This is a genomic window from Variovorax sp. VNK109, from assembly GCF_049445855.1.
Lineage (GTDB): Bacteria > Pseudomonadota > Gammaproteobacteria > Burkholderiales > Burkholderiaceae_C > JAGOCV01.
Map to the genome: position 1 here is coordinate 1181404 of NZ_JBMSDV010000001.1, position 12501 is coordinate 1193904.

At 66.0% G+C, this 12501-nt stretch carries 14 protein-coding genes; 10 read left to right on the forward strand and 4 right to left on the reverse strand.

The features are described from left to right. The first annotated feature begins 55 nt into the window (after window positions 1-55). The 4 genes from ACO2Q9_RS05840 (at window position 56) to ACO2Q9_RS05855 (ending at window position 4871) form a co-directional block, all read left to right on the forward strand. Complete coding sequence (locus ACO2Q9_RS05840) at window positions 56-1291, forward strand: NAD(P)/FAD-dependent oxidoreductase (RefSeq protein ID WP_423309219.1); 1236 nt, start codon at window positions 56-58, stop codon at window positions 1289-1291. Between the two features lie 5 nt (window positions 1292-1296). Further along, a complete protein-coding gene (locus ACO2Q9_RS05845) occupies window positions 1297-3321 on the forward strand; it encodes a hydantoinase B/oxoprolinase family protein (protein WP_423309221.1) in 2025 nt (674 codons plus the stop codon). Between the two features lie 109 nt (window positions 3322-3430). Further along, window positions 3431-4441, forward strand: a complete 1011-nt coding sequence (locus ACO2Q9_RS05850; protein WP_423309223.1) for a Bug family tripartite tricarboxylate transporter substrate binding protein — start codon at window positions 3431-3433, stop codon at window positions 4439-4441. Window positions 4442-4451: 10 nt separating this feature from the next. After that, window positions 4452-4871, forward strand: a complete 420-nt coding sequence (locus ACO2Q9_RS05855; protein WP_423309225.1) for a RidA family protein — start codon at window positions 4452-4454, stop codon at window positions 4869-4871. On the opposite strand, the gene ACO2Q9_RS05860 is transcribed toward ACO2Q9_RS05855, so the two are convergent. Next, window positions 4859-5485, reverse strand: a complete 627-nt coding sequence (locus tag ACO2Q9_RS05860) for a porin family protein (protein ID WP_423309227.1) — start codon at window positions 5483-5485, stop codon at window positions 4859-4861. The two genes, ACO2Q9_RS05855 and ACO2Q9_RS05860, sit on opposite strands and share 13 nt — an antisense overlap. 91 nt (window positions 5486-5576) lie before the next feature. Continuing rightward, a complete protein-coding gene (locus ACO2Q9_RS05865) occupies window positions 5577-5873 on the reverse strand; it encodes a hypothetical protein (protein WP_423309229.1) in 297 nt (98 codons plus the stop codon). Here ACO2Q9_RS05865 and ACO2Q9_RS05870 point away from each other — a divergent pair. From ACO2Q9_RS05870 to ACO2Q9_RS05890, 5 genes are read left to right on the forward strand one after another with little or no spacing between them, the layout of a single operon-like run. After that, the gene (locus tag ACO2Q9_RS05870; RefSeq protein WP_423309231.1) at window positions 5872-7056 is read left to right on the forward strand and encodes an ABC transporter substrate-binding protein; all 1185 of its coding nucleotides are present in this window, start codon (window positions 5872-5874) and stop codon (window positions 7054-7056) included. The genes ACO2Q9_RS05865 and ACO2Q9_RS05870 overlap by 2 nt on opposite strands. 13 nt (window positions 7057-7069) lie before the next feature. Further along, window positions 7070-7930 carry a branched-chain amino acid ABC transporter permease gene (locus tag ACO2Q9_RS05875; protein WP_423309233.1) on the forward strand — a complete coding sequence of 287 codons (861 nt, stop codon included), beginning with the start codon at window positions 7070-7072 and terminating at the stop codon, window positions 7928-7930. A 16-nt stretch (window positions 7931-7946) separates the two neighbouring features. Then, the gene (locus tag ACO2Q9_RS05880) at window positions 7947-8912 is read left to right on the forward strand and encodes a branched-chain amino acid ABC transporter permease (protein ID WP_423309235.1); all 966 of its coding nucleotides are present in this window, start codon (window positions 7947-7949) and stop codon (window positions 8910-8912) included. Next, entirely contained in the window at window positions 8909-9673 is a 765-nt protein-coding gene (locus ACO2Q9_RS05885) for an ABC transporter ATP-binding protein (protein ID WP_423309237.1), read from the forward strand. Before ACO2Q9_RS05880 ends, ACO2Q9_RS05885 begins: the two co-directional genes overlap by 4 nt. Further along, the gene (locus tag ACO2Q9_RS05890; protein WP_423309239.1) at window positions 9666-10382 is read left to right on the forward strand and encodes an ABC transporter ATP-binding protein; all 717 of its coding nucleotides are present in this window, start codon (window positions 9666-9668) and stop codon (window positions 10380-10382) included. Before ACO2Q9_RS05885 ends, ACO2Q9_RS05890 begins: the two co-directional genes overlap by 8 nt. A gap of 20 nt (window positions 10383-10402) precedes the next feature. On the opposite strand, the gene kdsA is transcribed toward ACO2Q9_RS05890, so the two are convergent. Further along, a complete protein-coding gene (gene kdsA / locus ACO2Q9_RS05895) occupies window positions 10403-11251 on the reverse strand; it encodes a 3-deoxy-8-phosphooctulonate synthase (RefSeq protein WP_423309241.1) in 849 nt (282 codons plus the stop codon). Window positions 11252-11289: 38 nt separating this feature from the next. After that, window positions 11290-11865, reverse strand: a complete 576-nt coding sequence (locus tag ACO2Q9_RS05900) for a hypothetical protein (RefSeq protein ID WP_423309243.1) — start codon at window positions 11863-11865, stop codon at window positions 11290-11292. Between the two features lie 302 nt (window positions 11866-12167). Between ACO2Q9_RS05900 and groES the strand changes: the two genes are divergently transcribed. Next, a complete protein-coding gene (gene groES, locus ACO2Q9_RS05905) occupies window positions 12168-12458 on the forward strand; it encodes a co-chaperone GroES (RefSeq protein ID WP_423309245.1) in 291 nt (96 codons plus the stop codon). The last annotated feature ends 43 nt before the right edge of the window (window positions 12459-12501 follow it).

Below are 12501 nucleotides of genomic sequence, written 5' to 3' on the forward strand. Positions count from 1 at the left end.
AAGTATAAAAAGAATCTGTTTGCCTGATATATCGATCGCCGACAGAATGCCCCGGATGCATATCGCCGTCATCGGGACTGGCATCGTCGGAACCTGCACTGCCGCATGGCTGCAGCGCGACGGCCACCAGATCACCTTCTTCGACCCGCGCGAGCCCGGCGAAGCCTGCTCGTTCGGCAATGCCGGTTCGCTCTCGCCCAGCGCCTGCCTGCCCGTGGGCATGCCCGGCATGTGGAAGCGCGTGCCCAGATGGCTGCTCGATCCGCTGGGGCCGCTCACCGTCCGCTGGGCGTATGCGCCGGCCGTGGTGCCCTGGCTGCTTAGCATGCTGCGGCACTCCACGCGCGAAGAGGTCACGCGCATCGCCACCGCGCTGCGCAGCCTGCTCGAACCCATCTTCGACTGCTACGACCCGCTGATCGGCGACGCCGGCGCCACGCATCTGGTGCGCCGCTCGGGTTGTCTGTATGTCTATTCGTCGCGCGAGACTGCGGCGCAATGGGCGTGGGGCATGAACCTGCGCCGCTCGCTCGGCGTGAACATGATCGACATCGGGCAGGAAGAGCTCGAATCGCTGGAGCCCGACCTCAAGGGCAAGTTCCGCTTCGGCATCCTCGCGCCGGAGAACGGCTCCACCTCGGACCCGTCGGCGCTGGTGAAGGCGCTGCATGCCCACAGCGTTGCGCGTGGCGCCCGCTCCGTCCGCCAGGCCGTCACCGGCTTCGAGCAGCAGGGCGGACAGGTCACCGGCGTGAAGACAGCCGATGGACAGGCCACGCCGGTGGACGGTGTCGTCATCGCAGCCGGCGCATGGTCGGGGCAACTGGCTGCAGTGCTCGGCACGCGCGTGCCGCTGGAGACGCAGCGCGGCTACCACGTCACCGTGCGCAGTTCCAACCTGCAGCTCAAGCACACCGTCATGGCCGTCGAGCACAACCTGATGGTCAATCCGATGGCCATGGGCCTGCGCCTGGCCGGCACCGTGGAATTCGCGGGCCTCAAGGCGCCGCCGAACTACGACCGCGCCCAGCGCCTGCTGCGCCAGGGCCAGGATCTTTTCCCGCACCTGGACACGAGCGACACCACGCAGTGGATGGGTCACCGCCCCTGCATGCCCGACAGCCTGCCGGTGATCGGCCGCACGCGCCGCGCCGACAATGCCTGGCTCGCCTTCGGCCATGGTCACATGGGCATGTGCATGGGCGCGACCACCGGTCGCGAAGTGGCGCACCTCGTGGCCGGCCGTCAGCCGCAGGTCGACCTGAAGCCGTTCAGTCCCGAGCGCTTCTGAATTCCATGAACGACGTCGCCCTCATCTGCACCCACGGCTTCGCCGATGTCCTGACGCTCGCGCGCCAGAACCGCGCCGATCCGTATGCGCTGCATGTACCGGCGTCGCCCTGGCTCGAACTGCTGCCGCCGGCATGGCGTGTCGAGGTGCGCGGGCGGATCGATGCGACGGGCCGTGAAGTCGAGGCGCTCGATGCTGCAGGCATCGACAGCACACTCGCTGCGCTGGCCGCGCTGCCCCGTCCGCCACGCGCCGTGGCCATCTGCCTGCTGTTCGCGCATCTCAATCCGGCGCATGAAGAGGCCTTGCGGGCACGCATCGCGCAACGGTTTCCCCTGACGCGGATTGCCTGCTCGCACCAGGTGAAGCCGGTTGCAGGCGAGTACGAGCGCACCGTGGCGACGCTCGGATCGCTCGGGGTTCAACTGCCCGGGCCGGTGGTGGCGGCCATGGAAGAGACATCACGCTCCGCGTTCGCACAACAACTCGAAGACATCGCCAACCAGATGCAGCAACGCCTCGTGGACGAGGCTGTCTCCACCGTCGTGCGCGAAGCCATGGACTGCGCGGCCGCGATCTTCCTGCCCGATGGCCGCATGGTTGCGCAGGCCCGCACGCTGCCCTTGCTGCTGGGCAGCCTGTCACCGGCCGTGGCAGGCCTGCTGGACTCGTTCCCGATCTCGGCCATGGACGACGGCTGCGGCTATCTCGTCAACGACCCGTGGCACGGCGGCACACACCTGCCGGACTTCACGCTCATGCGCCCCGTGCGCGTGGGCGAGAAGGTGGTCGCACTCGTCGCGTGCGTCCTGCATCACCAGGACGTGGGCGGCATCGCACCAGGCTCGGTGCCGACCAATGCCACGGACATCCTGCAGGAAGGCCTGCGCATTCCGCCGATCCAGCTGTACCGCGCGGGTGAGGCGCATCCGCGCGTGATGCGCATGCTGTGCGCCAACAGCCGCATGCCCGACAACCTGGCCGGCGACCTGCGCGCGCAGTGGCTGTGTCTTGAGCAAGGCGCGCGCATGCTCGCGCCACTCATCGCGCGCGACGCGGACGCCTTCGCCTCCGGGGCCGAAGCCGCGCTCGCACAATCGGAAGCCGCCACCCGCGCCGCGCTGAAGGCTGCACCCGATGGCGAATACGTCTTCGGCGACGCACTCGACGGCGACGGCGTGACGCTGGACGCCGTGCCACTCAAGGTGCGGATCATCAAGCAGGGCGACTCCGCCACGCTGGACCTGAGCGAGTGCGCGCCACAGACCCGGGGGCCGATGAATGCGTCGCGCGGCGCCGTGTGGGCCGCCGTCACCTACTTCGCGCGCATGCTCGCGCCGCAGGCCGCCAGCAACGACGGTTGCACCGCGCCGATCACACTCGTCACGCGCCCGGGCACCATCGTCGACCCCACCTTCCCTGCGGCGGTCAACGCGCGGACCAACCTCGTCAAGCTGCTGGCCAACGCGTTCCTGGGTGCGTGGGCGCGTGCGTTGCCTGCACACATGCCTGCCCCGAACGCGGCGGAAGTCGTCGTGCTCTCGCTCGGTGGATCGGTGGGCGACAACAAGCCGTGGCTGTTCACCGAAATCATCGCGTCTGCCGCCGGTGGTGCGCCGTGGGGCGCAGGCGGCAGCGGCGTGTCCACCGACGTGGGCAACGCACGCAACACCCCCGCCGAAGCCGTCGAGGCGCAAGCGCCGATCCGCGTGGAGCGCGTGGCACTCCGCGCGAACTCGGGCGGCGCAGGCCGTCACCGCGGCGGCGACGGCGTGGTGCGCAGCTATCGCCTGCTCGAGGGCAACGGAAGCATTTCCTATCGCGGCGAGCGGCACGGCATCGCACCCCAGGGTGCGGCCGGCGGCTTGCCGGGAACTTGTGCCGCAGCACGTATCGAACGTGCCAATGGCCAGATCGAACACCTGCCCGCCAAGGCGCGGGTGCAATGGCAGGCGGGCGACCGCCTGGTCATCGAAACCGCGGGTGCCGGTGGGTGGGGTTCCACCGCCGGCGTGGAGACACCCGCATGAGCCGCAGCGTGAAGTCGTGCGCTGCTTCCTGGCGTGCGTCGCATTGCGCGGCGCGTTGTACGTCGCCCTGCACGCCATCGTGCCTCACCTTCTCCTGGAGCCCCTGACCATGAAACAACCCCTCTCCTCCCTGAACAAGTTCACCCGCCGGGCCACCCTCGCAGCCGGCGTGGCGGCCGTCGCCGTCGCGACGTTCGCGCCGGTTGCGGCGCAGGCGCAGGCTTTCCCCACCAAGCCGATCCGCATCGTCGTGCCCTTCCCGCCCGGCGGCAGCACCGACCTGCTGGCGCGCCGCATCGGCGAAAAACTCGCGGCCGCCTGGGGCCAGCCCGTCGTCGTCGAAAACCGCGCAGGTGCCGGTGGCACCGTCGGTGCCGACTATGTGGCGAAGTCGCCCGCCGATGGCTACACGCTGCTCATGGGCGTGACCGGCAGCAATGCAATCTCGCAGGCGCTGTATCCCAAGCTGCCGTATGACGTGGTGAAGGATTTCTCGCCCGTCTCGATGGTGGTGAGCTCGCCGCTCGTGCTGGCAGTGAACCCCACGGTGAAGGCCAACACGGCTGCCGAGTTCCTCGCGCTGGCCAAGGCCAAGCCGGGCTCCGTGAGCTACGGCTCGCCCGGCAATGGCACGTCGATGCACCTGACCGGCGAGATGTACAAGCAGGCTGCCAAGGTGTCGATGGTGCACATCCCCTACCGCGGCAGTGCGGGCATGCTGACCGACCTGATGGGCGGCCAGATCGAATCCACGTTCGGCGACCTGCTGGTGCTGATGCCACAGATCGAGGCCGGCAAGGTCCGCCCGCTCGCCGTGACGTCGAAGAAGCGCCACCCGATGCTGCCCAATGTGCCGACACTGGCCGAAGCCGGTCTGCCGGAGTTCGAGGCGCTGTCGTGGCAGGGCCTGTTCGCACCCGCCGGCACACCGGCCGACGTGATGACCAAGCTCAGCACCGAAGTGAACAAGGCGCTCAAGTCGCCCGAGATCACGGACTACTTCGGCTCGCGCGGCTTCATCATCGAAGGCACGACGCCTGCGGCATTCAAGTCGTTCATCGAAGCCGAGGTCAAGAAGTGGACGACCATCGTGCAGGTCTCGGGCGCGAAGCCGGACTGATCATCGAACAATGGGCACATCGACAAAGATCGAACGCATCGGCCCGCCGGTCGTGCGCGCGGGCAATGTGCAGCCGATCTCGTCCGCCGTGGCGTGGGACCGGCTGGTCTTCGTGGCCGGCCAGGTTCCGGTGGTGAAGGGTCAGCCCGCTGCGCCCGACATGGCGGGCCAGACGCACGCGACCATCGACATGATCGAGAGCATCCTCGCCGAAGCCGGCTGCACGCTGGCCGATGTGGTGAAGACCACCGTGTGGATCACCGACGCTGCCGACTACCCGGAATTCAACGCTGCATATGCAGAGCGTTTTCCGGCGGAGTCGGCACCGGCGCGGTCCACGGTCATTGCCGGATTGATCGCGCCGGTGAAGGTGGAGATCGAGGCCGTCGCGGTACGACCCCCGCCTGGATCGAACGCTCAGAAGCGGTAGCGCACGCCGATGCTCGTGGCATCGACGTCCTGACGGCCGACGCCCGCGAAGCGGATGTCGTGACGCTCCCACTCGGCGACCACCGACCACTGCTGCGTGATGTCGAAGCTCGCGCCCAGCGAATAGGCGACGCCCCATCCGGTCTCACGGCCGGCGGCAACGCCGGAGCCCGGCGCGGACGACACGGTGCTGCGACCATAGGTCGTACCCAGTTTGCCGAAGATGCCGAAGCGGTCACCCAGGGGCACACGACCCACCAGGCTGAAGTTCAGGCCACGGGCCTTGGTGTTGCCGCCAGCGCGGTCCACGTCGCCGAAGTCGGCATAGCCGATCTCGTAGCCGAAGTTCGGGTTCACCATCGCACCGAGTGACAGACGGCCGAAGTTGTCCTTGTCGTCACCACCGCCGAGCGAATAGTCCGAGCGGCCCGCGTTCAGTCCGATGTAGCCACCGGGACCCCAGGGCGCCCAATTGCTCGCACTGCTCGCATAGCTCGGCGTGTAGGTGGATGACATGTTTTGTGCATGTGCAGCAGGTGCTGCAACAACGGCGCACGCCGCAAGGACAGGCAAAGCGGCGAAGCGCGCACGACGCAGGATGGATGTGGGTTGCATGAGATTTCCTCTGGATGGATGGGTCATATGAATCAGGACAATCGGAACAAGTCTCGCGACCTGTGAAGCCATTTCGCCAGTCAGGCCCTCTTCAACCGTCAGGCCATGTGTTCGACGCAACCATCGGTAAGCAACGCGCAGGTTCCAGCACATTCTTTTGCATCTTGCCTCTTGCAGGTGATGCGCGTACACCACATGCACGTGTGCATGCGACGCTTTGCAAGGCACTGACACAAACCTGTCGATGCGCGCACTGATCCACATCAATGGCGCAGAACTTGCAAAACTTTTCCGCCGCACCGAACGGCACTTTTTTCTTTTTCTTCCCTTCGCATCCCATCTCTTTTTTCACGCGCACATCCGCGCGATCTCCGGAGCTGTACATCATGAATCTCACACGCAAGACCATGCTCGCGACGCTGATGGCTGCGGGCCTCACGGCCCTCGTGCCCGCGCACGCTGCCGACCCGCTGAAGATCGGCCTCATCGGCACCTTCTCAGGCCCCTATGCCGACTACGGCGCGCAGTTCGACGCAGGCGTGAAGCTGTTCCTGAAGGAACGCGGCGGCAAGATCGCCGGTCGCGACGTCGAGGTGATCAACAAGGACACCGCAGGCCCCGCACCCGATGCCGCCAAGCGCATCGCGCAGGAACTGATCGTGCGCGACAAGGTGAGCGTGCTCACGGGCCTGGACTTCAGTCCCAACGCCTACGCCGTCGGCGCGATCGCCGCGCAAGCAAAGATCCCCACCGTGGTGATGAACGCATCGTCGTCGGCCATCACGACCAATTCGCCGTTCGTGGCACGTGTGTCGTTCACCGTGCAGCAGGTATCCGCACCGATGGCGCAATACATGCTGAAGCAAGGCATCAAGGAGGCCTACACCGTCGTGGCCGACTACGCGTCGGGCACCGATGCCGACACCGCGTTCGAGAAGGCCTTTACCGCGGGCGGCGGCAAGATCGTGGGCAAGCTGCGCACGCCCATGGCCAACCCCGACTTCTCGGCCTATGTGCAACGCATCAAGGACGCGAAGCCGCAATCCGTGTTCTTCTTCTTTCCCTCGGGCGTGATGCCGCCGGCCTTCCTCAAGGTGTGGAAGGAGCGCGGCATGGAAGAAGCCGGCATCAAGCTGTTCGCCACCGGCGAAGCGACGGATGACTCCTACCTGCAGGCCACCGGTGACGTCGCACTCGGCCTCGTCACCAGCCACCACTACTCGTACGCACACAAGTCGGCCAAGAACGAAAAGTTCGTGAAGGACTTCGTCGCCGAGTTCGGCACCAAGATGCGTCCGAGCTACTTCGCCATCGCGGCCTATGACGCGATGACTGCGATCGAAGCCGCTGTCGTCAAGGCCGGTGCCAACGCCAGCGGCGAGAAGATGATGGAAGCGCTCAAGGGCCTGAAGTTCGAAAGCCCGCGCGGCCCGATCGAGATCGACGCGGCCACGCGCGACATCGTGCAGACCGTCTACATCCGCAAGGTCGAGAAGGTGGGCGGCCAGCTGGTGAACGTCGAGTTCGACAAGTTCGAACGCGTCAAGGACCCGGCCAAAGAAACCAACTGAAGACGGGTCGCGCATGGGAATCGTCCTGTTCGACGGCATGGCCTACGGCATGCTGCTGTTCCTCATCGGCGTGGGCCTGTCGGTCACGATGGGCCTGATGAATTTCGTCAACCTCGCACATGGCACGTTCGCCATGGCCGGCGGTTATGCCGCTGCCGTGGCGATGAATCGCTGGGGTTTCGGGTTCGGCACTGCGATGGCTGCGGCCTTCGTGGCCGCAGCCGTGCTCGGCGCGCTGCTCGAAGTCACGCTGTACCGGCGGCTCTACCGTGCGCATCCGCTCGACCAGGTGCTTCTTTCCATCGGCATCGTCTTCGTCTCGATCGCGGTAACGACCTACTTCTTCGGCCCCAGCATCCAGCCGTTCATACTGCCCTCGTGGCTCGATGGACGCGTCTCGTTGCTGGGCCTTGAAGTGGGTCGCTACCGCCTTTTCCTCATCGTCTGCGGCCTGCTCATCTATGCAGCGCTGATACTTGCGCTGGCGCGCACGCGCTTCGGCGCGATGGTGCGCGCCTCGGTCGACAACCGGCGCGTGGCGGCCGGCACCGGCATCCACGTGCAGAAGCTGTTCCTCATGACGTTCGCACTCGGCTGCGGCCTTGCGGGCCTTGGCGGCGCACTGAGCCTCGGCATGCTCGGGCTGGAACCGAGTTTTCCGCTGAAGTACATGATCTACTTCCTCATCGTCGTGTGCGTCGGGGGTGCGGGCACCATCACCGGTCCGCTCGTCGCCGCGCTGGTAGTGGGCGTCGTCGACGTTGCAGGCAAGTACTACCTGCCGGAAGCCGGCGCCTTCCTCGTCTATGTGTTCATGGTGCTGAGCCTGCTGCTGCGGCCCAACGGACTCATCCCGCGCAAGGGCCTGGCGTGAACACGGACCTCCTGCAATGAAGACCCTCTCCATTCCACCGGTGGCCGCCCGCGCCGCCGAAGCGGTGTTCTGGCTCGCGCTCGCGTCCTGCCTGTTCCTCGTGCCTGACCGGCTCACGCTGATGAGCCAGATCCTGATCTTCGGCCTGTTCGCCGTGTCCCTGGACCTCGCGCTCGGGTATGCGGGCATCCTCACCGTCGGCCATGCGGCCTTCTTCGGCGCGGGTGCGTACGCCGCCGGCCTTCTGGCCAAGCACGGCTGGAACGAAGCATTCAGCGGGCTGCTGTTCGCCATCGTCGTCACCTGGGTACTCGGCTACCTGCTGAGCTATCTGGTGGTGCGCGGCACCGACCTTGCGCGGCTCATGATCACCATCGGCGTCTGCGTGCTGCTGGCCGAACTGGCCAACCGCCTCTCTGGCTACACCGGCGGCTCCGATGGTCTGCAGGGCATCGAGATGAAGCCCTTGCTCGGCCGGTTCGAGTTCGACTTTTTCGGCCGCACCGCTTTCATCCATGCCTATGTCGTCGTGCTCACTGCATTCATCGGCGTGCGTGTGCTGCTTGCTTCGCCGTTCGGCCTGGCGCTGCGCGGCATCCACGACAGCCGCAAGCGCATGCTGGCCATCGGCTCGCCAGTCGATGCACGTTTGCGCATGGCCTACGCATTTTCTGCCGCGCTCGCCGGGCTCGCGGGCGCATTGCTGGCACAGACGACGCAGTTTGTCGGCATCGAGTCGATCGGCTTCAACCGGTCTGCAGAAATCCTGATCATCCTGGTGCTCGGCGGCACGGGACGTGTCTATGGCGGCCTCATCGGCGCCATCGTCTACATGCTGGTGCACGACGGCTTCGCCGATCTGAACCCGCAGTACTGGATGTTCTGGCTGGGCATCTTCCTCATCGCGTCGGTGCTGCTGGCACGCGGTGGCCTCATGGGCCTGCTCGCGCGCGTGGTCCGCATCCGCAAGGAGAACGCATGAGCCCCGCCGACGATCTCATCGCCCTCAGGACCGATGCACTCGGCATCCGCTTCGGTGCATTCCGGGCCGTGCACGACGTGAGCCTGACCCTTCCGGTCGGCGCGCGCCACGCGCTGATCGGCCCCAACGGCGCCGGCAAGACCACACTGATCAACCTGCTCACCGGCATCTATCGCCCGGGCAGCGGCAGCATCGCGCTGGGTGGCCAGGACATCACGGACCACAGTGCCGACCAGCGGGCGCGCATGGGACTGGCCCGCACCTTCCAGATCAACACGCTGTTCCCGCGCCTCACCCCGCTCGAATCGGTCGTGCTGGCGATCTGCGAGCGGGAGCAAACTGCGCGTACCTGGTGGAAGCCGCTGCGCACGGACTCTGCCGCATACGACGAAGCGCGCGGGCTGCTGGCCCGCCTCAAACTGTCCGCGCTCGCGCACACGCCCGTGGCCGAACTCGCGTACGGCAAGCAGCGCCTGCTGGAAATCGCGCTCGCGCTGGCCGCGAAGCCGCGCGTGCTGCTGCTCGACGAACCTGCCGCCGGCGTGCCCGAAGACGAAAGCGGCGAACTCTTCGAGGTGATCGACGCGCTGCCCGCGGACATGAGCATCCTCTTCATCGAACACGACATGAACCTCGTCTTCCGCTTCGCGCGCCGCATCTCCGTGCTGGTGGCCGGTGAATTGCTGACCGAAGGCACGCCGGCCGAGATCGGCGACGACCCGCGCGTGCGCGAGGTTTATCTGGGGAGCACGCATGTCTGAACTGCTCGCCTTCGACCAGGTCGTCGCCGGCTACGGCGACGCCGTCGTGCTGCACAAGCTGAGTTTTTCCATTGCTGAAGGCCAGAGCCTGGCCGTCCTCGGACGCAACGGCGTCGGCAAGACCACCCTGCTCGAAACGCTCATGGGCAACACGCGCGTGAAGCAGGGGACGATCCGCTGGCGCGGCGTGGACATCACGCGCCTGCTTCCGCACCAGCGGGTGCGCGCCGGCCTGGGCTGGGTGCCACAGGAGCGTGAGGTTTTCCCCTCACTCACCGTCGAAGAAAACCTGGGCGTCGTCGCACGGCCCGGGCATTGGGGGCTGGCCCGCGTGTACGAGCTCTTTCCCCGCCTGAAGGAACGCCGCGGCAACTACGGCAACCAGCTGTCGGGCGGCGAACAGCAGATGCTGGCCATCGGCCGCGCGCTGATGACCAACCCGGCGCTGCTGCTGCTCGACGAACCGATGGAAGGCCTCGCGCCCATCGTCGTCGAGGAACTGAGCCGCGCAGTCCGTCGCCTGGGGCAGGAGGAAGGTCTGCCCTCCATCGTGGTCGAGCAGCACCCGGTGCTCGCGCTGTCGATGACCGACCAGGCCATCGTGCTGGAACGCGGCACGGTGGTGCACAGCGCCCCCAGCGCCAGGCTGGCGACGGACACCGAACGGCTGTCGCATCTGCTGGGCGTGGTCCAGAGACAGGCCGCCTGATCTGGCAGCGGCTCGCGGGGTCAGCGGATCTCGAGCGGCTCGAACGACTTCACCAGGTCGTCGACCGCCTTGACCTGCCGCAGGAAGGGCTCGAGCTTGTCCAGCGGCAGCGCGCTGGGGCCATCGCACCTGGCCTTGTCCGGGTCCGGATGCGCTTCGAGGAAGAGGCCGCCGATGCCCACAGCCATGCCGGCGCGGGCGAGGTCCACCACCTGCTGACGGCGCCCGCCCGAAGCGGCGCCGCCGGCATCGCGTTGCTGCAATGCATGCGTCACGTCGAAGATGATGGGCAGGTTGCCGGTCGTCTTCTTCATGACGCCGAACCCCAGCATGTCCACCACCAGGTTGTCGTAGCCGAAGCTCGCGCCACGTTCGCACAGCAACACCTGGTCGTTGCCGGCTTCGCGGAATTTCTCGACGATGTGCGCGACCTGGGAAGGGCTCAGGAACTGCGGCTTCTTGATGTTGACGACGCGGCCGGTCTTGGCCATGGCCACCACCAGGTCCGTCTGGCGCGCCAGAAACGCCGGTAGCTGCAGCACGTCGGCGACCTCTCCCACAGGCTGGGCCTGCCACGGCTCGTGGATGTCGGTGATGACCGGGACGCCGAAGCGCTCCTTCACCGCCCGCAGGATCTCCAGACCCTCATCCAGCCCGGGGCCGCGATAGGAGTGGATGGAGGACCGGTTCGCCTTGTCGAAGCTGGCCTTGAACACGTAGGGAATCCCCAGGCGCTGCGTGACCTGCACGTAGTGTTCGCACACTCGCAGCGCGAGGTCACGCGATTCGAGCACGTTCATGCCGCCGAACAGCACAAATGGCAGTTCGTTGCCGCAGGAAATGGAGGGGGTGATTCGGATGGTCGTCATGAAATGGGTCGTTGCGGGAAGCTGCAGCAGGCGACATCCTAGCAACTGCCGCGTGGCATGCCTTGACGAAGCTGCACCTGGCGCGGAAACGCGATCTTGCCGCCTTCCGCCAGCAGGATCATCCGGGAGGCAGACGGGCGGCTGTCTTTCGGGCCTTTCGGGGCGAGCGCCGCCCACGCCGTCAGCATGTGCTGCCCATCGCGCATCTTCCCGAACAGGTCGCAGAAGAATTTGCCGAAGTCCGGCCCGTTGCGGTCGAGCGTGAAGACGATGTTGGCCGTTTTCGGTCCGGACAGGCTCGCCGCATTCTTGATGCTGGCGGCGGTGTTGGGTGAGGCAAGAACCACGATGGCTGCATTCGCAAGCTGGGCCACCTGCCGGATGCCCGTGCGGGTCGCCCCCACGATGCTCCCGTCGGCATCCAGCTGGGCGTAGACAAACAGGATGTCCGCGCCGGGCAACTGTGGGGCAGGGACGACCCGGGACTGTGCGAACAGGGGCGCCAGTACTGCCACGTCCTCTGACACGAGGGCATCCAGCTCGGTCCCCACCAGATTGGCGAAACCGATGGTGAGGCGGACGGGTGCCGGTACTGTGGCCAGTTCAGTCGCCAAGCGGGTCGTTGAATCAGAGACAGAAGGCATTGCCACGGATGTTACATATGGTTCGCCCAGGGTCCCCGTCGCATCGCCTGCCAGCGGAGCAACTTGCTGTGCCGGCGCAACACCGTCTGCCGCCAAAGTCGCCGGACCACCCTTGCAAAGCCAATAAATGCCCTTATGATTAGCACTCGCTGGAGTTGAGTGCTAACAGGCCTTTCAGGCCGTCACCCCTCCAAAGTTAACAGGCGCTAACTTTCGTGGAAGTCGGCGCCTTTCCTTATCCCAACCCTTTGCTTCGAATTCAAGGAGATGCAATGAAACTTCGCCCTCTCGCCGATCGCGTGATCGTCAAGCGTCTGGAAAATGAAACCAAGACCGCTTCTGGCATCGTGATTCCCGACAACGCCGCCGAAAAGCCGGACCAGGGCGAAATCCTGGCCGTCGGCCCCGGCAAGACGAACGACAAGGGTGAGACCAAGGCGTTGAGCGTGAAGATCGGTGACCGCGTCCTGTTCGGCAAGTACAGCGGCCAGACCGTCAAGGTCGATGGCGACGAACTGCTGGTCATGAAGGAAGAGGACCTTTTCGCCGTCGTCGAAAAGTAAGCCCGCCCGCCTCATCCATCCATCCATTCAACTGATTCTCTGG

Excerpts from the sequence above, each read along its gene's own strand:
- ACO2Q9_RS05840 (WP_423309219.1), top strand. The coding sequence starts at position 56 with ATGCATATCGCCGTCATCGGGACTGGCATCGTCGGAACCTGCACTGCC.
- ACO2Q9_RS05845 (WP_423309221.1), top strand. The coding sequence starts at position 1,297 with ATGAACGACGTCGCCCTCATCTGCACCCACGGCTTCGCCGATGTCCTG.
- ACO2Q9_RS05850 (WP_423309223.1), top strand. The coding sequence starts at position 3,431 with ATGAAACAACCCCTCTCCTCCCTGAACAAGTTCACCCGCCGGGCCACC.
- ACO2Q9_RS05855 (WP_423309225.1), top strand. The coding sequence starts at position 4,452 with ATGGGCACATCGACAAAGATCGAACGCATCGGCCCGCCGGTCGTGCGC.
- ACO2Q9_RS05860 (WP_423309227.1), bottom strand. The coding sequence starts at position 5,485 with ATGCAACCCACATCCATCCTGCGTCGTGCGCGCTTCGCCGCTTTGCCT.
- ACO2Q9_RS05870 (WP_423309231.1), top strand. The coding sequence starts at position 5,872 with ATGAATCTCACACGCAAGACCATGCTCGCGACGCTGATGGCTGCGGGC.
- ACO2Q9_RS05865 (WP_423309229.1), bottom strand. The coding sequence starts at position 5,873 with ATGATGTACAGCTCCGGAGATCGCGCGGATGTGCGCGTGAAAAAAGAG.
- ACO2Q9_RS05875 (WP_423309233.1), top strand. The coding sequence starts at position 7,070 with ATGGGAATCGTCCTGTTCGACGGCATGGCCTACGGCATGCTGCTGTTC.
- ACO2Q9_RS05880 (WP_423309235.1), top strand. The coding sequence starts at position 7,947 with ATGAAGACCCTCTCCATTCCACCGGTGGCCGCCCGCGCCGCCGAAGCG.
- ACO2Q9_RS05885 (WP_423309237.1), top strand. The coding sequence starts at position 8,909 with ATGAGCCCCGCCGACGATCTCATCGCCCTCAGGACCGATGCACTCGGC.
- ACO2Q9_RS05890 (WP_423309239.1), top strand. The coding sequence starts at position 9,666 with ATGTCTGAACTGCTCGCCTTCGACCAGGTCGTCGCCGGCTACGGCGAC.
- kdsA (WP_423309241.1), bottom strand. The coding sequence starts at position 11,251 with ATGACGACCATCCGAATCACCCCCTCCATTTCCTGCGGCAACGAACTG.
- groES (WP_423309245.1), top strand. The coding sequence starts at position 12,168 with ATGAAACTTCGCCCTCTCGCCGATCGCGTGATCGTCAAGCGTCTGGAA.